Origin of the sequence: Paraburkholderia sp. J69-1 (assembly GCF_905220255.1) — a bacterium.
Lineage (GTDB): Bacteria > Pseudomonadota > Gammaproteobacteria > Burkholderiales > Burkholderiaceae > Paraburkholderia.
Genome location: NZ_CAJMZG010000007.1, coordinates 129,227 through 152,813, shown reverse-complemented (window position 1 = coordinate 152,813; position 23,587 = coordinate 129,227). Strand labels below are relative to the sequence as shown.

The following is a 23,587-nucleotide window of genomic DNA, read 5'->3' as shown; positions in this document are numbered from 1 at the left end:
TCAATGGTGAATCGATGAAAAAGACCTGAACGCCATGGAGCGTTCAGGCCTTTTTTTACTACGTGCGCGCAGTATTGCGCTTAGTACGAACCGGCGGGCGGCGGCGGTGCCGATCCCGGCGGCGGCGGCGGCAGATAACGCTGCTGCTGCGGCGCGCTCTGATAAGGCTGTGACGTCTGCATGCGACCCGCGACCGGAATGCGGTTGCCGTTCGCGTACATGCATTGCAGATACGCGTAGTCGTAACGGCGTTGCACGTCATACGCCGAGCCCTGCGCGTTACCCATGCCGATGGCGCTGCCGGCCAGCAGGCCCGCGCCCGCGCCGACGGCCGCTCCCTGGCCGCCGCCGAACGCCGCGCCCGCCGCCGCGCCGAGCGCCGTGCCGACCACGGCGCTGCCGACTGCGGAGTTGGTTGCCGCCTGGTTGGTGCTCACGCCGCCCGTTTGCTGGAAGGCGAACTGGCGGCAGTTGTAATCGTCGTTGCGGAACTGGTCGAAGGTCTTGCCGGTGCCCGGCAAGGCCATCACGCTCGGTCCCGAGGGCACCACGGCGCAAGCGCTCAGCAGGCCCGCTGCGGCGAGCAGCGCGAAGTAAGTCGGTTTCATGTGCGGCTCTATATCGTGAAACGAGTTCGTCAAATGAGCGTCAATCAGCTTCAAATCAGTTCGAAGGCGCCGGTTCGGCCGGCACCGCGCGCCAGCCCGACGAGCACTGCTTGACGTACGGGTAATAGGTTTTGGAGGCGTCACAGTAGTACCAGGTGTCGCCGTTTTCGCTGCTGCCAGCGGCATCGGCCGGGCCTTGCGCGTAGTTGCCGGCGGCTGCTTGCGGCTGGCCCTGCTCGACGTAATCCGGCGCTTCGGGCGGCGGCGCGACGATCACGGGCGGCGGCGGGCCCCAGTAGTAAGGAGCGGGCGCGACCGGGTAGTAATACGGCATGCCGCCGCCGATGAAGACGCCAACCCGCGCTGCATGCGCCGCGCCGCTTGCGCAGGCGATGGCTGCCACGGCGGCGCCCAAAATCAATTTCGACCTTCTCAAAACGTTCTCCAGAACGGATGGTTCGGGCAGTCCTGCTGACGGGACGATGTCCCGCACGGTTGTGCCCCTACATCATCAAACGCTAAGTCATCGTAGGGCCCAAGGCAATTACGCGAGTTGCGCCGTTTTTTCGAGTTGTTACAGCGGAAAGGATGGGTTTCTCGCAGGTGTGCCAGTAACGTGCCGAACGGCGCGCAAGCTGCGGCTTCGTGTGCGATCGGGCGGCTTCGCGCGTCAGGATGCGGTGCAAAGTCATGTCGCATCGGCGCTGTCTTGTAATATTTAGACATCGTGCTGTCTCTACGACGACTCCGAATCTGTTTGTTTTCTAGCGGTGCAAGAGCGGCCGGTCAGCTTTTCTCTGTTTTGCAGCCTTAACGATGGCTGGCGCCTGCCGTCTTTGCGCATTTCCCGCCATCGCGTCTTATTTCAAAAGGCTTTCAGGGCGTCGCGTGCGCGGCCGCATGCCGCCTCCAGAAATTCAAAATGTCATTTCGAATTAACACGCGCGTGACGTTCGCTGACGCCGCTTAGACTCGCCCGACGCTTCGCAGGAAGCGCATATCGATCTCATCAATTTCCCGAAAATTATTAAGGACTACAACATGAAGGGGATTCTGATAGTGGGCGCGGCGGCGGTACTAGGATTTTCCGCCTTGCCGGTCTGGGCAGCATTGGGCGGCGCGCCCAGTTGGCCGGATGCACCGCGCACGCCCGGCACACGCCTCATGGCGGCAGCGAACAGCGCCGCACCCTACACCGTCACCACGGCGACGCAGGAAAGTGGAACGGTGATTCACGAATATCTCGACGCGCGCGGCAATGTGTTCGCGGTGTCGTGGCGCGGTCCGCGCATCGGCTCGATGGACGTGCTGCTGGGCGGCTATTTCCCGGCGTGGCAGAAAGGGCTCGCGGCCGTGCAGGCTTCGCGCGGCGGCGGCTATGGACCGGTTGCGATGCGCAACGGCGATCTGGTCGTCGAAACGGGTGGGCATATGGGCGCGCTGACCGGGCGCGCCTGGTTGCCGATGGCGTTGCCGCAAGGCTTCGACGCCAGCCAGATTCAGTAAAGGAGCGCGCAATGCACAAGATCATCATGGCCTGCGCACTGGGCGCAAGCGTGCTGCTGGGCGCGTGCGGCGGCGGGGGCGGCAGCGACGGAAGTCCGGCGGTTGCCAATGTCCCGGCTACGGGCGGCAAGTCCAGTTCTGGCACGAACAACGCATCGAATCAGGGCACGTCCGGCGGCTCGTCGGGCAATTCGGGCACGAGTGACTCGGGCTCGGTGGCGCCGCCTACGCCCACGACGAACGGCGACGATAGCGGCGGCGGCACGAACGGTTCGACCGATGCGGGCTCCGGTACGACGCCGTCGGGTTCAGACACCTCGGGCGGCGGCACGCCGGCCGATATCGGCAACACGATTCCCGTGCTGGTTTCGCCGGTCACCGTCGTGCGCAACTTCCCGCTGGTCAGCGTGACGATTTGCCAGCCCGGTAGCGGCGGCAAGACGAATTGCGCGACGATCGACCACGTTCTGCTCGACACCGGCTCGTTCGGTCTGCGCCTGTTTGCATCGGTGATACCTGATGCAACGCTCGCCGCATTGCCCGTGCAGACCGACCCCGTAACCGGGAGGAACGTCGCCGCGTACGCGAACTTCGGCTCGGGTTACACATGGGGCGGCTTGCGCACCGCTGACGTAAAAATGTCCGCCGAGGTCGCCGCGTCCGTGCCGATCCAGGTCATCGGCGATACGGCGGTCAGCGCTGCCGCTCCGCAATCCTGCGTCTACAACACCGCGCTCCCTGGCCCGGACATGCTGGGCGCGAACGGCATTCTGGGCGTGGGCGTCGCGCGTTACGACTGCGGCGCCGCATGCGCGGGCACCACGCCAGTGCCGGGCTACTACTACGCCGACGGCGCACGACCCAGGCCGATCTCGATGCCGCTGGCCAACCAGGTCGCGAACCCTGTGGCGCTTTTCCCGGTCGATAACAACGGTTTGATCGTCGATATGCCGGCCGTGGATGCGAACGGTGCGCCTACCGCGAGCGGCACGGTGACGTTCGGCATCGGTACGCAGAGCAACAACCGTTTGGCGGGCACCGGTACGACCGTTCTGGCGACGGACGGCTGGGGCAATTTCAAGGGCAGCATGAGTGGCGACAATGCCGTGCAGGCCTTTGTCGATTCGGGCACGAACACGCTGATGTTCGACGATGCGGCGATCACCCAGAACAGCTTCTTGTTCTATGCGCCGCCCGCGACGCTCAAGCGCACGGCGTCGCTCACAGACGCACGCGGCGAGAGCGTCAAGGTCGACGTTGCGATTGCCAACGCGGATGCGTTGTTCGGCACCAATAACTTCGCCTTCAACAACCTGGGCGCGTATCTCGCGCAGACCGTCGATCTGGGCATGCCGTTCTTCTACGGCAAGCGTGTCTATTACGGCATCGATGCGGGGGAAGCCGCGCTACCTTACGTCGCGTGGATCGCACCCTGATTTTCATCGCCGCGACATAAATCCCGTTGTTCCAGCGACGCGCGCCACTCAAAACGGCGCGCGTTTTTTATTGAAACTACAGTGCACTTATTTCAACAGCAACATAAAAATAATTGCGGCACGAGCGATTTTGCGTCCCTATATTTTCATCGCGTGCTAATTTCGGGAAGTTTCTGAAAGCAAATAAAAATCGCTCCACATTTATATCTGAAAATATCACGCGGGAAACGTTTGCCTAGGTAAAAACCCCTGGTCAAGCGCTGCATCACGGCGGCCGATATAGCGAAAGTAGGGAAAGCCGGTTTAGCTGGCGGAATACTCGTTCCACATGTAATTTCGATTATTCGATCTGCCTTTCAATAAATAGGGCAGATAGTATTAAACACATTACAAAAAGCCACTGAGAGAACGCGTGCGGTCCATTGCACGCGCTACGCGGAATTGCGCCTGGAAAGCTCAATAGCCGCGACACACAACGACGAGGGAAACGATGGAACATTCGACGCCAGACCGTGAGCTCGAACTGGTCGAGCTGAGCGCGGTGAGCGCGGCACTGAACCGGGTGCAGGCCGTAATCGAGTTCGATCTGCAAGGCATCATCCTGCATGCCAACGACAACTTTCTGAAGACGCTCGGCTACACGCTCGATGAAGTGCGTGGCAAGCACCATCGAATGTTCTGTGATCCCGAATATGCGCGTAGCGAAGCGTATCGCGCGTTCTGGGAACGTCTCGGCCGTGGCGAATTCGATCGCGGCGAATACCGGCGCGTCGCCCACGACGGCCGCGAAATCTGGATCAATGCCTCGTACAACCCGGTGCTCGACAAGAGCGGCCGCGCCTACAAGGTCATCAAGTTCGCCACCGACATCACCGAAGCGAAGCGTCAGAACGCCGAATTCGAAGGGCGTCTGCGCGCCATCGACAAGGCGCAGGCGGTGATCGAGTTCGACACCGACGGCATCGTGCTGGACGCGAACCAGAATTTCCTCAACACGCTCGGCTACCGGCTCGACGAAATCCAGGGCAAGCATCACCGCATGTTCTGCGAAGAGAGCTACACGGCCAGCCTCGACTACCACGACTTCTGGGCCAAGCTCAATCGCGGCGAATACGATGCAGGCCGCTACAAGCGCATCGGCAAGGGCGGGCGCGTGGTGTGGATTCAGGCGACCTATAACCCGATCTTCGATATGAACGGCCGGCTCTACAAGGTCGTGAAGTTCGCCAATGACGTCACGGCGCAGGTCGAACTCGAAGAAAGCGTGAAGCGCCGCGCCGAAGAAGATCAGCGCAAGGTCGAAAAGCTGCTGGACGTCGTGCGCAAGGCGGCATCGGGCGATCTGAGCGGAGAAGTCGTGGTGCAGGGCGACGACCCCATCGACCAGCTTGCCGCCGGTATCAAGAGCATGATGAGCGACCTCGCGAGCGTGATCGGCAAGGTGGTGGAATCGGCGGGCACGTTCAAGGATTCGTCGCAGGACATCGCCGCGCGTGCCGATACGGTGGCGGGCGGCGCGCAGCTGCTCGGCGCGACCGTCGAGGAAATGAACGCCTCGATCGAAGAACTGACCGCCTCGATCAATTCGATCGCCGATAATTCGCGCGGCGCCGACCAGCTTGCCAAAGACACGCAAGTGGAAGCCGAGCGCGGCTCGAAAGCCGTCACGCGCTCGATCGAGTCGATGGAACTGATCAACCGCTCGTCGGAAGATATCGGCGAGATCATCAAGGTGATTGGCGAGATCGCCAGTCAGACCAATCTGCTCGCGTTCAATGCCGCGATTGAAGCGGCGCGTGCGGGCGAACACGGTCTCGGGTTCTCCGTCGTAGCCGATGAAGTGCGCAAACTGGCCGAACGTTCCTCGCAGGCCACCAAGGAAATCTCCAAGCTCATCAACGAGTCGGTCAAACGCGTCGCGCAGGGCAGCGAAATCTCCAAGCAGGCCGGCGAAGCGTTCGAGCGCATCCTGAGCGGCGTGAGCCGCACCACCCAGGCAATCTCCGAAATCTCCTGCGGCGCGGACGAGCAGTTGATCGCCGCGCGCGAAGTCGCCGCTGCGATCCAGCAGGTCGCCGAGGAGACCGAGAAGTCCGCAGGCGCCTGCGACACGATTGCCCGTGCGGCAGCTTCCCTGCGGGGCGGTGCCGAAGGTCTCGACAAGACGGTGGCGCGCTTCGTAGTTTGAAGCGCAGGGAGCTGAACTGTGGATATCGATAAGGATGTCGAAGCATCGGTGCAGCGCGCACTGATCGAACAGGTGCGCCGTCACACCGGCATTGCGATGAACGAGCGCAAGTGGACCATGCTCAAGGGGCGCTTGCGCCGCCGTGTGATGGCGCTTGGCTTGCCGGACTATCGCGACTATCTGCAGGTGCTCGACACGAGCGCCGAGGAAGTGCGCGATTTCATCGACCTCGTGACGACGAACGAAACGTCGTTTTTCCGCACGCCGCGCATCTGGGAATATCTCGCGCAGACCTTCCTGCCTCAATGGAAGGCAACGCACGCGGGCACGCCGCTGCGTGTGTGGTCGGCGGCCGCTTCGAGCGGCGAGGAAGCGTGGACCACGGCCATGTTGTGCGAAGAGTTTCGCGCCAGCGAACCGGCGTTTCGCTACGCCATCGTCGGCACGGATATTTCGGACGGCATTCTGGCGAGCGCACGCGCAGGCAGCTATCAGGGCCGCAGTATCGACGGTCTGCGCCAGAACCATCCGGCGCTCGCTCAGAAGTGGTTTCGCAACGAAGGCGCGCTGGCCACGGTGAACGACGCGCTGCGCACGCATGTGTCGTTTCGTCAGCACAATCTCTATTCGGTGCCGCGCGATCTGGGCCCGTTCGATCTCGTGCTGTTGCGCAACGTGCTGATCTATTTCGATCTCGACGGGCAGCAGGCGGTGCTGTCGAACGTGCGCCGCGCAATGAGGCCCGATGCGATTCTGATCGTCGGTGAATCCGAATCGCTGAGCCGGGTGGCGACGGGCTTTACCTTCGAGCAGCCGCTTATTTATCGCAACGGCCAGAGCCGTGAGGAGCACAGCCATGAGCACGCGTGACGTGCAAGTGAAGATGTGCGAGATCGCGGTGAGCAGCGGCAGCGACGCCAGAATCTTGCGAGCGACGCTGGGCTCGTGCGTGGGTATCGGCTTGCTGTGGCGCGCGCGCGGCACCTATGGCCTCGCGCATTGCCTGCTGCCGCAGCCGGTCGGTCATACGCGTTACGCCGTGCCCGGTGCGCAACTCGGCAACGGTGCGAAATACGTGATCGATGCACTGCCCGCGCTGATCTCGATGATGGGCGCCGAGACCGCGCCGGATGGCGAAATCGAAGCCGTGCTCGCGGGCGGCGCCAACATGATGCAGCATCGCACCACGCTGCATGAGCCGATCGGCGATCTCAACGTACGTATGGCGCAGCAGGTGCTGGCCGATGCAGGCATGCGCGTCGTCCACATGGATGTGGGCGGCGAGTGCGGCCGGCAACTCACCATCGACTGCGAACAGCCGCATTACGCCGTGCGCCGTTTTTCGCGCCCGGCCTGAGTGCGGCCTTGACGTGCATCGTTGATGTGTCCAGTTCAAAGCGCAACGCTCAATCATACGGAGCTTCACGATGAACCAACGTGCGCTGGCCGGTGGTGGCCAGCTCGAGCTATACGGGTCGTTTCATCTGGCCGGGACGGAACTGGCGCTGCCCGTCACCGCGCTCCAGGAAGTGGTCAATCATCCCGGCACGCTGACGCCCGTGCCGCTCGCGCCGCCGTATCTGCTCGGCCTGTTTAACCTGCGCGGCACGCTGATTCCAGTCGTCGATCTGCGTCAGTTGCTGAATCTTCCGGCCGAAGGCGCGACGGGCGTGCGCAAGATCGCGATCGTCGAAACCGCCAATGCGCGCGTGGGTTTGCAATTCGATGCCACGGGCGAGATCCTGCGCGTACCGAAGGATCAGGTGATTGCAATCGAAACCGTCGAAGGCAGCGCGCCTTCGGCGATTGGCGCGGTGCTCAAGCTCAACGGCGGCGAGCGCATTCTGCAGGTGCTTTCCGCCGCTGCGCTGTTGCAGTTGCGCGATGTGCCGCATCTGGCCGAACCGGTTGCGCGCACAACGCAGCGGCGTGCGCAGCAGGGCCAGCGCAAGCAGAATGTCTCGTTCAAGGTGGGCGGCACGGCGCTGGCGTTGCCGATGGACGCGATCCAGGAAATCATCCGCGTACCGGCCTTGCAGCATTCGCCATTCGCTGACGATGTCTGTATCGGCATGCTCAATCTGCGCGGGGCGACGGTGCCGGTGCTGGATTTTGGCCGTTTTCTGGGCTTTGCGCGTGCGAGCGATGACGAAGTCGTGACCGATGATCGTCGCATAGTCGTGCTGCATCGCGACGAGCTTTACTTCGGACTACTGGTCGATGAAGTGGCAAGCATCGTCGCGTATCGTGAAGATCAGCTTTTGCCGATGCCTTCATATGGCGCCGCGCATCGCTCGCTATTCTCCGGTTATCTGGCCGCCGATGGCGTGGCGGGCGTGCTGCTGGTCAGCGCCGACGCGCTCTATGCGAACGCACGTATCGCAGCGGTGGCGGCGGGCCATCGCGATCTCTATCGCAAAGCCACCGAAGCGGCCACTGCGGCGCAGAAGCGCGGCAATGGCACGCGGCAGACGATCGTGACATTCCGCATCGGCCAGTTGATTGGCGTGCGTATTACCGAGTTGCGCGAGGTGATCGACTATCGCGACGACATCGTCAAGACGCCGGGTTTGCCGGCGTTCGTGCGCGGCGTGCTGAATCTGCGCGGCGTGATTGTGACGGTGATCGACGTGCGGGCGATGTACGCCATGCCGCCGTACGAGGATATGGCGCGCGCGAAGATCCTGATCGTCGAGCATCACGGCGAGAAGTACGGCCTGCTGGTCGATACGGTCGAGGACATCATTACGCTCAAGGGCGGCGCGCAACTGGCGATGCCCGCGATGCTCACGCGCGGTGCGGGCGTGAACGTGCGCAGCGATATGCGCGAGGCGGTCGAGTTGCCGGGCCAGGGCACGCTGATGCTGCTCGATCCCGTCTCGCTGTGCGAACGGGTGGCGATGGAGGCGTCGGTTGCCTGACGTGTGGGCGCGCTTCAAGCCTCCAGGGCGAGCACGGCGAACGTCGCCAGCCAGTGCTCGCCCATGTAATCCCCTGCTACGTGCGGTAGCGCAGCGTCAAGGTGCGTCTGGGCGGCCGCGCGCAATATCGTTGCGCGCGCATCGTTTTCAGGCAGTGCGTTTGCAAGCGTGCGCTGGCACCACGCGCGGCTCAGATTCAAGCCGTCCAGATGCGCGATCTTGCCGTCGCTGCGGTCCGTGACCGTTGCGGGTAGGAACAGCGTTGCGGGCTCGCGCGCGGCAAGCTCGGGCAGAAAGCGTGTGAACCACGCGGCGAATTCATCGGATTCCATCACGCGGCTCATCAGGACCGCTTCCATCAGCGCGGGCGAGAGAAATTCGTCGCCTGAAGGCTCCCATGCCTGGCAAGCTGCATCGCCTTCGTGCCAGCGGCGTGCGGTGCTTTCAATCAGCGTCGCCAACGAATAGCGCGATGTTTTCCTCGCGAAATCCAGCGCAAGCGTGAGCGCGAACGCGGTATTGAAATGCGTGCCTACGCGCAACGGGTACGTCGCCATCGGCAGGAATGCTTCGAAACGCTCGGCAAATGCCTCGGTGAGCGGCGCGAGTGCGTGCGACCAGCGCTCGGCTTGCGGCGAAGTTGCCGCGTGCAGTTGCGCGGCGAGCGCCAGCAGCCACGCCCAGCCATAAGGCCGCTCGAAGCCGCGATTATGGGGAATGTCGAGATAGGCGCGCTCGCCGGCCATCTTCTCTTCGGTGAAATGCTCGTCGATTACGGCGACGATGTGCGGTGCTTCGGGCAGATCGGGATAGCGCGCCAGCAGACGCGCAACGAGCCAGTAACCATGCACGCACGAATGCCAGTCGTAGCTGCCGTAAAACACCGGATGCAGCGCGCGCGGACTCTGCACATCGTGGGGCCCGACAAGCGAATGCGTGAGCCGGTTCGGATATTCGCGCGTGAGATGCGAAAGCGCAATCGAAGCGAAGTGCGAAGCGAGCGAAGCCGTAAGCGTGCTGTGCATGACGTCCTGCGCGTAAAGGAGAACGCCTGCCAGCTTAGCGCGAAATCACCGGTGCACGCTCAGTCGTGCGCGTGTTGCGCGCCTGCCTTGCGCGGTGTGCGTTCGCGCGAGAGACGTTGCATGGCTTCGCCGACGTCCTGGCTGAATTGCGCGAGTGCGGCCAGTTCCAGATTGGGCGGTTGCAGCGCGCTCCAGAGCACATCGGCGAGTTGTTCTGCTGTAGCGTCGATATCGGTGCGGCGGTTGGCGAGCGTCGCGTCCCACAGCACGTGTTCCATCGGGCCGAACACGAGCGAGCGCAGCAGACGCAGCGGCATGTCGTTGCGAATCTGTCCGCATTCCTGGCCGCGTGCGAGTACGCGCATGAGCGGCGCGGTATAGCGCCGCTGCATTTCCATGAGCGCTTCGCTCAGATCGTGATGGCGCGTGCGGCCTTCCGATAGCACCAGCTCGCAGATGCCCGTGCCGCTTTCCAGCATCAACTGCAAATGCATGCGCACGATAAAGGCGAATTGCTGACGGACCGTGCCGTCGCGCGGCAGGCCCGATTCGATGGCCTCGATCGATTCGTCATACCAGTCGCCGATCACGCGCGCGCACAACTCGCGCTTGCCGCGAAAGTAGCTGAACACCGTGGCTTCGGAAACGCCGAGCCGTTGCGCGATTTCGGCGGTTGTCGCGCGTGTGTAGCCTTTTTCGGAAAACACCTCGCGTCCCGCTTCGAGAATTTCCTTCACGCGCTGCTGGGACTTGCGTCCGGCGGGTTCGCGGCGCGAGGCGGGCAGGGCGGTTTTGGGAGCGGCAGACATTCTGAGTAAGGTTCACTTAATGGCGAATTTGTGCCGATTATGCACCATGTTTCTCTCGCCGCAAGGCGTTTTTACATGAGGATCGACCTATTGATCCGCAAATCTGAGTGACGATCAGAAATACCTATTGACGTTAACGTAAATGTGGCGTGAAATGTGTCCCCTAAGGGAACCACGGGCAGTCACGACCTGCAGGCCCGCGCCCATGCCGATCAAGGAGACAACAGAATGAGCAACGTACCCGGTTTGCAGTTCCCGCTTGGCGAAGAAGTCGAAATGCTGCGTGACAGCATCGCGAACTTTGCGTCGAAAGAGATCGCCCCGCGCGCGGGCGAGATCGATCGCACCGACCAGTTCCCGATGGACCTCTGGCGTAAATTCGGCGATCTGGGCGTGCTCGGCATGACGGTTTCCGAGGAGTACGGCGGCGCCAACATGGGCTACACCGCGCACATGGTCGCGATGGAGGAAATCTCACGTGCATCGGCTTCGGTCGGGCTCTCGTACGGCGCGCATTCGAATCTGTGCGTGAACCAGATCCACCGCAACGGCACCGAGGCGCAAAAGCGCAAATATCTGCCCAAGCTGGTCTCCGGCGAACATGTGGGCGCACTCGCGATGAGCGAGCCGAATGCGGGTTCGGACGTCGTCAGCATGAAGCTGCGTGCCGATAAAAAAGGCGACAAATACGTGCTCAACGGCACGAAGATGTGGATCACCAACGGCCCGGATTGCGACACGCTGGTCGTGTACGCCAAGACCGATCTCGAAGCGGGCCCGAAAGGCATGACGGCTTTCATCGTCGAGAAGGGCATGAAGGGTTTCTCCGTGGCGCAGAAACTCGACAAGCTCGGCATGCGTGGCTCGCACACGGGCGAACTCGTGTTTCAGGACGTGGAAGTGCCGGAGGAAAACATCCTCGGCCAACTCAATGGCGGCGTGAAGGTGCTGATGAGCGGTCTCGACTACGAGCGCGCAGTGCTCGCGGGCGGGCCCACCGGCATCATGGCCGCCGTGATGGATGCGGTCGTGCCGTACATTCACGAGCGCAAACAGTTCGGTCAGGCCATCGGCGAATTCCAGCTGATTCAAGGCAAGATGGCCGATCTCTACACCACGTTCCAGGCCTGCCGCGCGTATCTCTACGCGGTCGGTCGCCAGCTCGACACGCTGGGCGCGGGTCACGTGCGTCAGGTGCGCAAGGACTGCGCGGGTGTGATTCTCTACACCGCCGAAAAAGCCACGTGGATGGCGGGAGAAGCGATCCAGATCCTGGGCGGCAACGGCTATATCAACGAGTATCCCGTGGGACGTCTCTGGCGTGACGCGAAGCTCTACGAAATCGGCGCGGGCACCAGCGAGATTCGCCGCATGCTGATTGGCCGCGAACTGTTCGCGGAAACCGCCTGAGAGCCTGAGAGAAACGTTGCGAGAACAACGATATGCCGATCATCGAAACGAAGCTCAATCCCCGCTCTGACGATTTCAAGGCCAACGCTGCCGCGCTCGAAGCGCTGGTCGCCGACCTGCGCGAGAAGATCCAGAAGCTTTCGCTGGGCGGCGGCGCGGCGGCGCGCGACAAGCACGTCTCGCGCGGCAAGCTGCTGCCGCGCGATCGCATCGCGCAACTGCTCGATCCGGGCACGCCGTTTCTGGAGCTTTCGCAGCTTGCCGCCTACGGCATGTATAACGACGATGCGCCTGGCGCGGGCGTCATCACCGGCATTGGACGCATTGCCGGCCAGGAATGCGTGATCGTCTGTAACGACGCCACCGTGAAGGGCGGCACGTATTATCCCGTGACCGTCAAAAAGCACGTGCGCGCGCAGGAAATCGCCCAGGAAAACCGCTTGCCCTGCGTGTATCTCGTCGATTCGGGCGGCGCGAATCTGCCGAATCAGGACGATGTATTTCCCGATCGCGATCACTTCGGCCGCATCTTCTACAACCAGGCGAATCTCTCTGCGCAAGGCATTCCGCAGATCGCCGTGGTAATGGGTTCGTGCACGGCGGGCGGCGCCTATGTGCCCGCAATGAGCGATGAATCGATCATCGTGAAGAACCAGGGCACGATTTTTCTCGGCGGTCCGCCGCTCGTTAAGGCCGCGACTGGCGAAGAAGTGAGCGCCGAAGATCTCGGTGGCGGCGACGTCCATACGCGCCTTTCCGGCGTGGCCGATCATCTCGCGCAGAACGACGCGCACGCGCTGGCGATTGCGCGCTCGATCGTCGGCAATTTAAATCGCACCAAAGTGCCGCCCGTTGCGCTGCGTGAACCGCTGCCGCCGCGCCATGACGCGAAAAGCCTGTACGGCGTGATTCCCGTCGATACACGCAAGCCTTTCGATGTGCGCGAAGTCATCGCGCGTATCGTCGACGATTCCGCTTTCGATGAATTCAAGGCACGCTATGGCACCACGCTTGTGACGGGCTTTGCGCATATCTGGGGACACCCGGTTGGCATCGTCGCGAATAACGGCATTCTGTTTTCCGAATCGGCGCTCAAGGGCGCGCATTTCATTGAGTTGTGCGCGCAACGAAAAATTCCGCTGGTGTTCCTGCAGAACATCACGGGATTTATGGTGGGCCGCAAGTACGAAAACGAAGGTATTGCACGCAATGGCGCGAAGATGGTGACGGCGGTGGCGACGGCAAAAGTGCCGAAGTTCACGGTGATCATCGGCGGCTCGTTTGGCGCGGGCAATTATGGCATGTGCGGACGGGCGTATTCGCCGCGTTTCCTGTGGATGTGGCCCAATGCGCGCATTTCGGTGATGGGCGGCGAGCAGGCGGCTTCGGTGCTGGCCACGGTGCGCCGCGATGGTATCGAAGCGAAAGGCGGCACGTGGAGCGCCGAAGAAGAAGAGGCGTTCAAGCAGCCGATTCGCGATCAATACGAGGTTCAGGGTCATCCGTATTATGCGAGCGCGCGCTTGTGGGACGACGGCGTGATCGATCCTGCGCAAACGCGCGATGTGCTCGGCCTGGGTTTGTCGGCGACGATGAATGCGCCGATCGAAGACACGCGCTTTGGCGTGTTCCGCATGTAAGGCCGCGAGCGAGGAGGAGACATCACGATGAACTACGAAACGCTCACTGTCGAATTCGCGGGCCATGTGGCCACGGTCACGCTCAATCGCCCCGATGTGCGCAACGCGTTCAACGAGGCGATGATTGCGGATATCACCGCTACGTTTACGGCTTTAGGTGCTCGCAATGACGTGCGTGCGATCGTGCTCGCTGGCAACGGAAAAGCCTTCTGCGCAGGCGCGGATCTGAACTGGATGCGCAAGATGGCCGGTTACTCGAATGAAGAGAACCACGCCGATGCATTGCGTCTCGCGCAGATGCTATCGGCGATCTATCGTTGTCCCAAACCGGTGATTGCGCGCGTGCATGGCGATGCTTACGCAGGCGGTATGGGCCTCGTTTGTGCAGCCGATATCGTCGTTGCGGCGGATACGGTGAAGTTCTGTCTTTCCGAAGCGCGGCTCGGTCTGATGCCCGCCACCATCGCGCCTTATGTGATTCGCGCCCTGGGCGAGCAGGCAGCACGCCGCTACTTTGTCACGGCTGAAGCGTTCGATTGCGCAACGGCGCTGCGTCTTGGCCTCGTGAGCGAAGCGGTGAACGCAAGCGAACTCGATGCCACCGTGCAGCGTATCGCCGACACGCTCTGCGCAAACAGCCCGAACGCCGTGCGCGAATGCAAGCAGCTTGTCCAGGATATCGCGGGCGCGGCTATCGACGATGCACTGATCGACGATACAGCGCAGCGCATCGCGCGGATTCGCGCGAGCGACGAAGGGCGCGACGGCGTGTCGTCGTTCCTCGAAAAGCGTACGCCCGGCTGGCGCGCCTGAGACCTGCTCAAGACTCCATAGCGAGACTTCTTATGTTCAACAAGATTCTGATCGCCAACCGCGGCGAGATTGCCTGCCGCGTTGCCGCTACCTGCCGGCGTCTGGGCGTGAAAAGCGTGGCTGTCTATTCGGATGCCGATGCCGACGCCAAACACGTCGCGGCTTGCGATGAAGCCGTGCATATTGGCGAAGCGGGCGCACAGCAAAGCTATCTGCGCATTGAACGCATCATCGCCGCCGCGAAAGCAACGGGCGCTGAAGCGATTCATCCGGGTTATGGTTTTCTTTCGGAAAACGAAGATTTCGGCCGCGCGTGCGAAGAGGCTGGCATCGTCTTTATCGGTCCGCCGGTCGAGGCGATTGCCGCGATGGGTTCGAAAGCCGCGGCCAAGGCGCTGATGCACGCTGCGGCCGTGCCACTCGTGCCGGGCTATCACGGCGACGACCAGGACGCCGCGCTGCTGCAGCGCGAAGCCGATGCAATGGGCTACCCGGTGTTGCTGAAGGCCAGTGCGGGCGGCGGCGGCAAAGGCATGCGTGTGGTGGAGCGCAGCGAGGATTTCGCGGCGGCGCTCGCGTCATGCAAACGCGAAGCGGCCAGCAGCTTTGGCAACGATCGTGTGCTGATCGAGAAATACCTCTTGCGCCCGCGTCACGTGGAAGTGCAGGTATTCGCCGATAAGCTCGGCGGCGCGGTCTATCTGTTCGATCGCGATTGTTCGGTGCAGCGTCGTCATCAGAAGGTGCTGGAAGAAGCGCCCGCGCCGGGGTTGCCCGACGATGTGCGGCGCGCGATGGGCGAAGCGGCGGTGGCTGCTGCGCGTGCCGTGCAGTACGTGGGCGCGGGCACCGTCGAATTCATCATGACGGGCGCGGATTTTTACTTCATGGAGATGAACACGCGCCTGCAGGTCGAGCATCCCGTAACGGAAATGGTCACGGGCCTCGATCTGGTGGAATGGCAGTTGCGCGTGGCGGCAGGCGAGCCGTTGCCGCTCGAGCAGTCGCAGCTCACCGTGACAGGCCATGCGCTCGAAGCGCGCATTTATGCGGAAAATCCCGCACGTGGCTTCCTGCCGTCGACCGGTACGCTCAAGCATCTGCGCATGCCGCAAGGCGTCGAATTCCGACTTGGCGAAGCCGGGCAGCGTGCGAGCGTGCGTATCGATAGCGGCGTGCGCGAAGGCGACACCATCACGCCCTTCTACGATCCGATGATCGCCAAGCTCATCGTGCACGGTGCAACGCGCGCCGATGCGCTCGCACGCATGCGTCGTGCGCTGGAGGAGTGCGAGATCGTCGGGCCGCATACGAACGTGGACTTTCTGCATCGGCTTGTGAGCAGCGAGCCGTTTGCGAATGCCGATCTCGACACCGGCCTGATCGAGCGTCATCACGACGCGCTGTTTGCCGCGCAGAAAATGCCGGTCAGCGAAGCACTTGCGCTCGCCAGTGCGGCATTGATCGGACGTGAAGGGGGGCGCGCGCAAGGCGGTTCGCCGTGGCAGGCGCTCGCGCATTGGCGTTTGAATAGCGGCTTCGTACAAACGTTCAACTGGCGCGATGTGGAAAGCGACGCGGCGTTGAGCGTGGCGTTCTCGCACGATGGCGGCGCACAGACGATCGATTGCTCAGGCGTCGAAGAGACCTATACCTGGTGGCGCGGTGCAGAGCCTACGGAATACGGCGCGACCATCGGCAATACGCGCGTAACGGGGCGTGTGTTTATCGACGGCGATGTATTTCACGTGTTCTGTCTGGGCAAGGCAATGGCCTTTGAATGGCAGAATCTGTTGGCGCATGCCGCCGATGCCGAGCATGGCGAAGGCCGCCTCACCGCGCCGATGCCGGGCAAGGTGATTGCCGTGCTCGTCGAGCCGGGCACCGTGGTGGAAAAGGGCACGCCGCTCATCGTCATGGAAGCGATGAAGATGGAGCACACGATTGGCGCGCCGGCAGCCGGCAAGGTGACTGAGGTGCTCTATGGCGTGGGCGATCAGGTGGCCGACGGCGCGCAACTGTTGATGCTCGAAGCGGGTTAAGCGGCGTCCAGGGAGTTTCGCAAGCAAGCGGGCCTGCTCGCGCAACGCAGCAGGCTCTTATCCATTGCGTTCAAGCCTTCACAGGAGGCGCAAACTGCAACGCTACGCCAATGCGATTCCACGCGTTGATGTTGGCGATCGCGGTGGTCAGAAACGCCATCTGCTCGCCGGGAAACTGCTCCGCGACTCTTCGATAGAGCGCTTCGCTCACGCCTTCGTGCAGCTTTGCAGTGAGCGCTTCCGTATAGGCCAGCGCGGCTTGTTCGCGCTCGCTATAGAACGAGCGCGCTTCGTGCCACGCGGTCAGCAGATCGAGCTTTTCCTGGGCAATTGGCAGGCCGCGCGCGATATTCAGGTGGTACTGGATGCAGAACGCGCAGCCGTTGATCTGCGATGCGCGAATCTTCAGCAATTCAGTCAGCGACTTTTCGAGGCCGGACGCATCCACGGCCTTGCTCATCGTCACGAGCCCGACAACCACTTGCGGTGCATCGTGCGAAAACGTTTCATAGGAAATGCGTTGCGACATGACTGGACCTCGTATCGGTTGGAGGATAATATCAGAGCACGAACATAATATTCGAATGCTGACATCATGCGCAATACAACGAAGCGTATACCCAGAATGCCCAAAAACGGGCCTGATGCCGCAACGGTTATTCCGTCGCCGGGCGAAGGCAAGCGTGGCGAGAGCGGTTACATCGGCTATCTGCTGCGTCAGGCGGGCGCCGCGCAGCGCTTGCGCATGGAGCGTGCACTCGACGATCTGGGCATTACGCCGCCGCAATTCGTGGTGTTGACGATGCTGGTGGCGTACCCCGGCGTCTCGGGTGCGGATCTCGCGCGGCTCGCGGCGCTCACGCCGCAGACGGTCAGCGTGATCGTCGCGAATCTCACGCGTCATGCCTTGATCGAGCGCCGCCCGCATCCCGTGCACGGGCGTATTCAGCAGATCGAGGTGACAGAAGCGGGGCAGAGCCTGCTCAAGCAATGCCGTGCCCGCGTGCGGAGGCTGGAAACACATATGCTCGAAGGCTTTAACGCCGATGAAGAGCAGGTGATCCGCCGCTGGCTGGTGGCGCAGGCACGCGAGGACTGAGCCTCGCGGCGTGGCTTAGGGTGCTTTGGCGAGCGCGCAGGCGTGATCGAGCAGACCTTCGGCCGTGCCCGTGCCGCCGTCCACATCCTGGGCGCTGTTGACGATCAGCCAGCCGTCGCGGGCCGTGTCGGGGCCAGCACCGGTGACGAGAATGGTCTGCGTAGCCATGCCTTGCTGCGGACCGAGATCGCGCTCGACCACGCGGAACGGATTCGAGCGGTCGGTCAGGCTCGTTACGCGCGTGATGCGATAGCGCTTGCCGTCGAGCGTCGTCCAGCGCCATGAGCCGGGCGCATCATGCCGATAAGGCGCGAGTGCATCGACGATATCGTTGCGCATGCAATCGACGTGAATATGCAGTTGATTCTGCGAGCGCTGCTGCGACGAATTGATTTCGAGGCCCAGTTGCGTGGGGGCGAGCGTAGTCTTGAGCTTTTCGTTCACGTAGCGGCCCGCGGCCCAGGCGCCGGACCAGTATTCCGGCGAGCCCGCATAGAGAATATCGGCGCTTTCGATGCCGGAAACGCGGTCGGTGGGAATCAGCAAATATTGCGCGCGGCCGTTGATATCTTTGAGCACCGCATAGCGCTTGTCGAAATCGACCTTGGTGCACGGCCCCGGATTGCCCTTGTCGCGCGCGTTCGGCACGCACTGGCCGCCTACGACTTTCCAGAGCCCGTTCGCGTCGAAAGCCGAAAGCCGCACGCAACCGCTGGCGGCCAGCGCTGTGATGAGCGAAGCACCCAGCGCGGCGGCAAGCGACGCGTAGCGGCGGCGGGCAGAAACAACGGCGGGAGCGTGAGGAACGTGAGGCATCGGCGCAGAAGGGCGAATGAAATGAAAGTCGCGCGTAACGTTGCGCGGGTGGGCCTTGCTGCGGGGAGTGTAGCGGAAACTCCGTGACAGGCGCTTGATCACGCCGGGCGAGCGGCGCGCGGCATCAAACGAAACGGCCCGCCGGAGTGATCCGGCGGGCCGTCTTTATCGCACGCTATTGCCGCGCATTGAGAGCGCTCATTTACGCGGCGGATGGAACGTCACGGTCTGTTCAACCGGCGCATCGCTCGGCCCGCAAGTGCCGCACGTACCGCAGCCGTCGCCGCAATCGCCGGTGGCGCCCCTGGGCTGCAGCCAGCGGCCGATGCGTTGCGTCATCGCTCCTCGTTGCGGACGCAACAAAGGTGCGGCCACGCCCGCCTGCACACGCAGGGTGGTTTTCGGCGCAACCTTGCGCAGCGCGGTCCAGAGACTCGCCGCGACCAGCGGTGCGATCACGGCGTATTGCAACAGCAGATTCGTGCTCACAGGAAGTACCTCGCAGCCTGATACGTGACGAAGGAAGCCGCATACGCGATCACGAACATATAGCCGAACGACACCACGACCGCTCGCCACGAACGCGTCTCGCGGCGGATCACGGCGAGCGTGGACATGCACTGCGGCGCGAACGCGAACCACACCATCAGCGAAAGCGCGCTGGCCACCGAGAAGTTCTGCGCGAGCGTGTGACCGAGTGCGGCCACGTCGGCGTCGCCGCCGGCCACCGCATAGACAGTGGCGAGCGCGGCCACGGCCGTTTCGCGTGCGGCGAATGCGGGGATCAGCGCGAGACTCATCTGCCAGTTGAAGCCCAGCGGCGCGAACGGCCATTGCAGCGCGCGGCCCAGATAACCGGCAATGGTGTAGTCGATGGCGGGCCCGGTCGCGCCCGCAGGCGGCGAAGGGAACGTCGACACGAACCACATGATGACGGTCAGCGCGAGGATGATGCCCGTGAGGCGTTTGAGGAAGATCGTGCAACGCTCCCACAGGCCGATCGCCACATCGCGCGCACGCGGGATGCGATACGAAGGCAGTTCCATCAGCAGCGCGTGTTCGGTGCGGTCGCGGCGCAGATGCTTCATGACCCAGCCCACCGCCATCGCGCCCAGGATGCCTGCAACGTACAGCGCGAACAGTACGAGACCTTGCAGGTTGAAGAGGCCGAACACCAGGCGATGCGGAATGAACGCGCTGATCAGCAGCGCGTAGACCGGCAGACGCGCGGAACAGGTCATCAGCGGGGCAACGAGAATCGTCGCCAGGCGGTCGCGCGGATCGGAGATGCTGCGCGTGCCCATCACGCCAGGAATCGCGCAGGCGAAGCTGGAGAGCAGCGGAATGAACGAGCGTCCCGTGAGGCCGACCGACACCATCATGCGATCGAGCAGGAATGCCGCGCGCGGCAGATAGCCCGATTCCTCGAGCACGAGGATAAAGAAGAACAGCACCAGAATTTCCGGCAGAAAGCCGAGCACGGTGCCCAGACCCGTGAGCAGACCGTCGGTCAGCAGACTGCGCAGCGGGCCATCGGGCAGCCACGCGCCCGCGATGCCGCCAAGCCAGTCGAAGCCATCGCCGATCGAATCGGTCAGCGGCTTGCCCAGCGAATACACGGCCTGAAACACGAGGAACATCACCACGGCCAGAATCAGCGGGCCGAGCACGGGATGCAGCGCGACGCTGTCGATGGCGTCGTCGCGTGCGTCGGTGGCGCGCGGCATCGTCACGGCATCGGCGAGGATGCGGCGCACGGTGGCGTGCAGATCGGTATCGGCGTCGGCGGCGCTCGGCTGCTGTGCAAGAGCGGCATTCGCGCCGACACGATCGATCAGGTCGATGAGCGGCTGCGCGCCATTGCGCTGCACGGCCACCGTTTCGACCACGGGCATGCCGAGCGCCTGCGCAAGCTTCGGCACATCGACGGTAATGCCGCGGCGCTTCGCGGCGTCCATCATGTTGAGCGCGAGCACGACCGGGCGGCCCATGCGTTTGACTTCGAGCACGAAGCGCAGATGCAGGCGCAGATTCGTGGCGTCGGCCACGCAGACCACCAGGTCGGGAATCGCTTCGCCGGGATAGCGGCCCATCAGCACGTCGTGCGTGACGCGTTCGTCGGGGCTGGCGGAATCGAAGCTGTACGCGCCCGGCAGATCGAGCAGTTGAATCCTGCGGCCAGCCGGGGTGGCGAAGCGGCCTTCCTTGCGCTCGACGGTCACGCCCGCGTAGTTCGCGACTTTCTGGCGCGCGCCGGTGAGCAGATTGAAAAGCGCGGTCTTGCCGCAATTGGGATTGCCGACGAGCGCAATGCGCAGCGGCGTCGTGTCGATACCGTTCGTCATGCCATGGCTCCTGCGCCGTGCACGACGTCTTCGAGGTTCACGCTCACGCGTTCGGCTTCGGCGCGGCGCAGTGCGAAACGCGTGGAGCCGATCTGCACGAGCAGCGGGTCGGCGCTCCATGGCGCGCGGGCCACGACGCGCACCGGTTCGCCGGGCACGAAGCCGAGATCGCGCAGACGTTGAGCGATGGGGTCGCGAGCGGAGGCGTCTTCGACGCGCTCGACGAAGGCAGTGGCGCCCTTGGTTAGGTCGGTCAGCCGCATGGGGAATCTTGTTTTATGAAATGAGAACTGTTCTCATTGTAGCGACGATCGAGGGCGCGAGTGTTTCAAACCGGCAGGCGAAGCTTGATTTGAAGGCGATTGGCGCGCAAACAGGCTTGAGGAGGCGGGTTGGTGTGCGCTTTTGTCGCACGGCTGCGCGATGTGATTTCGCGCGCAACAGACGTGTTTGCCGAAGATGACAAAACGTTTAATTTCGCTTTGCGAAAGCGAAAGCGAGCATCGCGCGGTCGATCCGCGCGATGCTGCAATACACAGACTTATTGCGCGATCGGCACTGTCACATCGCTGCCGAACCAGTGCATCGAGATCTTCTTGAGCGTGCCGTCCTGCTTCAACTGCGCGAGCGCGTCGTTGATGGCTTTCTCGAACTTCGGATTGCCCTTGCGGAACGGAATGCCCATTTCCTGATTCGCGCCCTTGAGCACGGCGCCCGGACGCAGCGGCAACTGCGAATTCTTGATGATGTACGGCAGCATCAGACGGTCGTCGATGGTGGCGTCGATCCGTTTCGCGGCGAGGTCGCGCAGTTTTTCGGGCGCGCCGGGATAGGTCTGCACGTTGATGTCCGGCACTGCGCGCGCCATCGAATCGTAATTCGTGCCGAGCGTCACGCCGATCTTCTGGCTGCCCTTGAATTGATCGAGCGACGTGAATTCGCGTTTATCGTCGGAGCGCTGAATGAGTTGCGCGGCGGAATACGTGTACGGCTGGCTGAAATCGAGCGCCTGCTGACGCTGCGGCGTGATCGTTACCTGATTGACGATCACGTCGAATTTGCCCGCCTGCAGCGCCGCGATAATGCCGCTCCATTCGGTGGGAATGAATTCGGGTTTGACGCCGAGTTTCGCGGCCACGGCCTTCGCGATATCGACGTCGAAACCTTCGAGTTCGCCCGCGCTATTGCGCGAATCGAACGGCGGATAGGTGCCTTCCAGACCGACCTTCAAGACGCCCGCATGCTTCACGCTGTCGAGCAGATCTTCCGCATGCGCGGCTACGGTCATGCCAAAGGCCGACGCCGCGATGGCGCCTGCGAGCAAGAGCTTCGATACCTTCATCACCTGTCTCCCGATTGTTGGAATGGAGCACTGCATAGCGAATGTGAAGCGTACTACGAAGCCAGATTGTTTCGTTATCCTTTTCTTTTAATCGGATCAAAGATTGGATTAAATATTGGGTGCGGCCAACGTGCCGAGAATGTCTTCGAATGCCAGTCCTATCGCCAGCAGTCTGCGGTCGCTGCCGTTGGGGCCGTCGAGTTCGAGCCCGACGGGCAGGCCCGCATCGGTGAGTCCGGCGGGCAGCGCGAGGCCCGGAATGCCGGCGTTGCTCGCGGGATCGGTATTGCGCAGATAGGCTTCCAGTTCGTCGATGGGCGCGCCGCCGTCGATCGACACGCTCGACGAGCCGTTCAGTTCGTCCAGCGGCACGGCCGCGAGGCGCGTGGTCGGGAACAGCAGCGCGTCGAGTCCGCTGGCGGCGAAGGTCTGCGCGTAAAGCTGTTGCAGGCGCGGGCGCCACACGGTCATGGCGGTCTGATAGTCGCCGCCGCGCGTGTCGGCGAGGATCGCGTCGTAGGCGGCGCGCACGTCCGGGCTCGCGATGCGCGCGGCCACGTCGGCCACGGTGTTCGCGGGCGCCTGATTGGCCGTGAGCCAGGCCTGCAGATCGTCGATGGGTTCGTGCAGCGCAATCGCCATGCTCACGCGGTCGTTGAGCGCGAAAATGTCGCTCATTTCCACGGGCACGAAGGTCACGCCCGCTGCCTCGAGCTTCGCGACCGCAGCGCGCGCGACCGTTTCCGTCGCGGCTTCGAGACCCGACCAGAACGGCGCGGGCAGGCCGATGCGCAGGTTCGTGACAGCCGCGCGCGCCAGCGGGCCGAGCCCGGTAATTACGCCGTCGAGCAGCGCGACATCGGCGACGGTGCGGCCCATGGGTCCAACGGTGTCGCGCGTATGGCTGATCGGCACGACGGCATGCGGATCGTGATAACGGCGCTGCGTGCCGCCGTCGCCCACACTCGGGCGCAGGCCAACGATGCCGCACAGCGCGGCGGGAATGCGTGTGGAGCCGCCCGTGTCGGTGCCTAGTCCGGCAGGCACGATACGTGCCGCAATGGCCGCTGCCGTGCCGCCCGACGAACCGCCGGGAATCCGTTCGGGGTCCCAGGGATTGCGCACGGGGCCTGCGTGCGCAGCGAGATTCGTGCTGGTGATGCCGAACGCCAGTTCGTGCATATTCGCCTTGCCGAGCACGATGGCGCCCGCATCGACGAGACGCTGCACCGAGGGCGCATGGCGCGCAGGCACGAAACCTTCCAGCGCGGGAGTGCCCGCCGAGGTTTGCAATCCGCGCGTGTTGATGTTGTCCTTGACGACGACGGGCAAGCCCGCGAGCGGCAGATGCGCGCGCTCGCCGGCGCCGAGCGCATCGATGCGCTGCGCGGCGGCCAGCGCGCCTTCCACGTCGAGCACGGTCAGCGCGTTGAGATTCGCGAGCGCCTGTGCCCGCGCGATCAGCGTGGCGATGTAATCGACGGCTTTGAGGCGCCCCGCGCGAATCGCCTCGACGGCTTGCGCCGAGGTCAGTTCAAGCTGCTGGTCCACAGTCCAGGTCATGCAGTCTCCTCCTCGTGCAGCTTT

General features: G+C 63.0%; 22 protein-coding genes. 11 read left to right on the top strand and 11 right to left on the bottom strand.

Annotated features, from left to right (window positions below; all coding sequences use genetic code 11):
* Positions 1–80: 80 nt before the first annotated feature.
* Both U5A67_RS14690 and U5A67_RS14685 read right to left on the bottom strand, forming a co-directional pair.
* Entirely contained in the window at positions 81–608 is a 528-nt protein-coding gene (locus U5A67_RS14690) for a YMGG-like glycine zipper-containing protein (RefSeq protein ID WP_205985397.1), read from the bottom strand.
* A gap of 55 nt (positions 609–663) precedes the next feature.
* Complete coding sequence (locus U5A67_RS14685) at positions 664–1,044, bottom strand: hypothetical protein (RefSeq protein ID WP_205985396.1); 381 nt, start codon at positions 1,042–1,044, stop codon at positions 664–666.
* 605 nt (positions 1,045–1,649) lie between these two features.
* Between U5A67_RS14685 and U5A67_RS14680 the strand changes: the two genes are divergently transcribed.
* The 6 genes from U5A67_RS14680 (at position 1,650) to U5A67_RS14655 (ending at position 8,659) form a co-directional block, all read left to right on the top strand.
* Positions 1,650–2,114 (top strand): DUF2844 domain-containing protein, encoded by a 465-nt coding sequence (locus tag U5A67_RS14680; protein ID WP_321815104.1) that lies wholly within the window; start codon positions 1,650–1,652, stop codon positions 2,112–2,114.
* Between the two features lie 11 nt (positions 2,115–2,125).
* A complete protein-coding gene (locus tag U5A67_RS14675) occupies positions 2,126–3,550 on the top strand; it encodes a DUF3443 family protein (RefSeq protein WP_321815105.1) in 1,425 nt (474 codons plus the stop codon).
* A 490-nt stretch (positions 3,551–4,040) separates the two neighbouring features.
* A complete protein-coding gene (locus U5A67_RS14670) occupies positions 4,041–5,738 on the top strand; it encodes a methyl-accepting chemotaxis protein (RefSeq protein WP_321815106.1) in 1,698 nt (565 codons plus the stop codon).
* Between the two features lie 18 nt (positions 5,739–5,756).
* On the top strand, positions 5,757–6,608 hold the full coding sequence (locus U5A67_RS14665; RefSeq protein ID WP_321815107.1) for a protein-glutamate O-methyltransferase CheR: 852 nt from the start codon (positions 5,757–5,759) through the stop codon (positions 6,606–6,608).
* Entirely contained in the window at positions 6,595–7,095 is a 501-nt protein-coding gene (locus U5A67_RS14660; RefSeq protein ID WP_205985391.1) for a chemotaxis protein CheD, read from the top strand. The genes U5A67_RS14665 and U5A67_RS14660 overlap by 14 nt, the downstream gene beginning before the upstream one ends.
* A 70-nt stretch (positions 7,096–7,165) precedes the next feature.
* The gene (locus U5A67_RS14655) at positions 7,166–8,659 is read left to right on the top strand and encodes a chemotaxis protein CheW (RefSeq protein WP_321815108.1); all 1,494 of its coding nucleotides are present in this window, start codon (positions 7,166–7,168) and stop codon (positions 8,657–8,659) included.
* Positions 8,660–8,673: 14 nt separating this feature from the next.
* Here U5A67_RS14655 and U5A67_RS14650 read toward each other — a convergent pair whose 3' ends face one another.
* Positions 8,674–9,684, bottom strand: coding sequence for a DUF2891 domain-containing protein (locus tag U5A67_RS14650; protein ID WP_321815109.1), 1,011 nt, complete (start codon positions 9,682–9,684; stop codon positions 8,674–8,676).
* A gap of 59 nt (positions 9,685–9,743) precedes the next feature.
* Positions 9,744–10,493: a TetR/AcrR family transcriptional regulator gene (locus tag U5A67_RS14645; protein ID WP_321815110.1), complete on the bottom strand. Its 750-nt coding sequence runs from the start codon at positions 10,491–10,493 to the stop codon at positions 9,744–9,746.
* Positions 10,494–10,721: 228 nt separating this feature from the next.
* Here U5A67_RS14645 and U5A67_RS14640 point away from each other — a divergent pair, with 228 nt between their 5' ends.
* The 4 genes from U5A67_RS14640 to U5A67_RS14625 are packed head-to-tail and all read left to right on the top strand — an operon-like array spanning position 10,722 to position 16,398.
* A complete protein-coding gene (locus U5A67_RS14640; protein ID WP_205985387.1) occupies positions 10,722–11,903 on the top strand; it encodes an isovaleryl-CoA dehydrogenase in 1,182 nt (393 codons plus the stop codon).
* Positions 11,904–11,935: 32 nt separating this feature from the next.
* Positions 11,936–13,543, top strand: coding sequence for a carboxyl transferase domain-containing protein (locus tag U5A67_RS14635; protein ID WP_205985386.1), 1,608 nt, complete (start codon positions 11,936–11,938; stop codon positions 13,541–13,543).
* A gap of 27 nt (positions 13,544–13,570) precedes the next feature.
* Complete coding sequence (locus U5A67_RS14630; RefSeq protein ID WP_321815111.1) at positions 13,571–14,356, top strand: enoyl-CoA hydratase/isomerase family protein; 786 nt, start codon at positions 13,571–13,573, stop codon at positions 14,354–14,356.
* Between the two features lie 32 nt (positions 14,357–14,388).
* Entirely contained in the window at positions 14,389–16,398 is a 2,010-nt protein-coding gene (locus tag U5A67_RS14625; protein WP_321815112.1) for an acetyl/propionyl/methylcrotonyl-CoA carboxylase subunit alpha, read from the top strand.
* A gap of 70 nt (positions 16,399–16,468) precedes the next feature.
* Here U5A67_RS14625 and U5A67_RS14620 read toward each other — a convergent pair whose 3' ends face one another.
* The gene (locus U5A67_RS14620) at positions 16,469–16,927 is read right to left on the bottom strand and encodes a carboxymuconolactone decarboxylase family protein (RefSeq protein WP_321815113.1); all 459 of its coding nucleotides are present in this window, start codon (positions 16,925–16,927) and stop codon (positions 16,469–16,471) included.
* 96 nt (positions 16,928–17,023) lie between these two features.
* Between U5A67_RS14620 and U5A67_RS14615 the strand changes: the two genes are divergently transcribed.
* Positions 17,024–17,497: a MarR family transcriptional regulator gene (locus U5A67_RS14615; RefSeq protein ID WP_321815114.1), complete on the top strand. Its 474-nt coding sequence runs from the start codon at positions 17,024–17,026 to the stop codon at positions 17,495–17,497.
* 15 nt (positions 17,498–17,512) lie between these two features.
* On the opposite strand, the gene U5A67_RS14610 is transcribed toward U5A67_RS14615, so the two are convergent.
* From U5A67_RS14610 to iaaH, 6 genes are all read right to left on the bottom strand, one after another.
* On the bottom strand, positions 17,513–18,313 hold the full coding sequence (locus U5A67_RS14610; RefSeq protein ID WP_321815115.1) for a CDP-diacylglycerol diphosphatase: 801 nt from the start codon (positions 18,311–18,313) through the stop codon (positions 17,513–17,515).
* A 198-nt stretch (positions 18,314–18,511) separates the two neighbouring features.
* A complete protein-coding gene (locus U5A67_RS14605; RefSeq protein ID WP_321815116.1) occupies positions 18,512–18,802 on the bottom strand; it encodes a DUF6587 family protein in 291 nt (96 codons plus the stop codon).
* Positions 18,799–20,658 (bottom strand): ferrous iron transporter B, encoded by a 1,860-nt coding sequence (gene feoB / locus U5A67_RS14600; protein WP_321815117.1) that lies wholly within the window; start codon positions 20,656–20,658, stop codon positions 18,799–18,801. The genes U5A67_RS14605 and feoB overlap by 4 nt, the downstream gene beginning before the upstream one ends.
* Positions 20,655–20,921: a FeoA family protein gene (locus U5A67_RS14595; RefSeq protein WP_321815118.1), complete on the bottom strand. Its 267-nt coding sequence runs from the start codon at positions 20,919–20,921 to the stop codon at positions 20,655–20,657. The genes feoB and U5A67_RS14595 overlap by 4 nt, the downstream gene beginning before the upstream one ends.
* A 278-nt stretch (positions 20,922–21,199) precedes the next feature.
* Positions 21,200–22,000: a transporter substrate-binding domain-containing protein gene (locus U5A67_RS14590; RefSeq protein ID WP_321815119.1), complete on the bottom strand. Its 801-nt coding sequence runs from the start codon at positions 21,998–22,000 to the stop codon at positions 21,200–21,202.
* A 108-nt stretch (positions 22,001–22,108) separates the two neighbouring features.
* On the bottom strand, positions 22,109–23,563 hold the full coding sequence (gene iaaH / locus U5A67_RS14585) for an indoleacetamide hydrolase (protein ID WP_321815120.1): 1,455 nt from the start codon (positions 23,561–23,563) through the stop codon (positions 22,109–22,111).
* Positions 23,564–23,587: the final 24 nt, after the last annotated feature.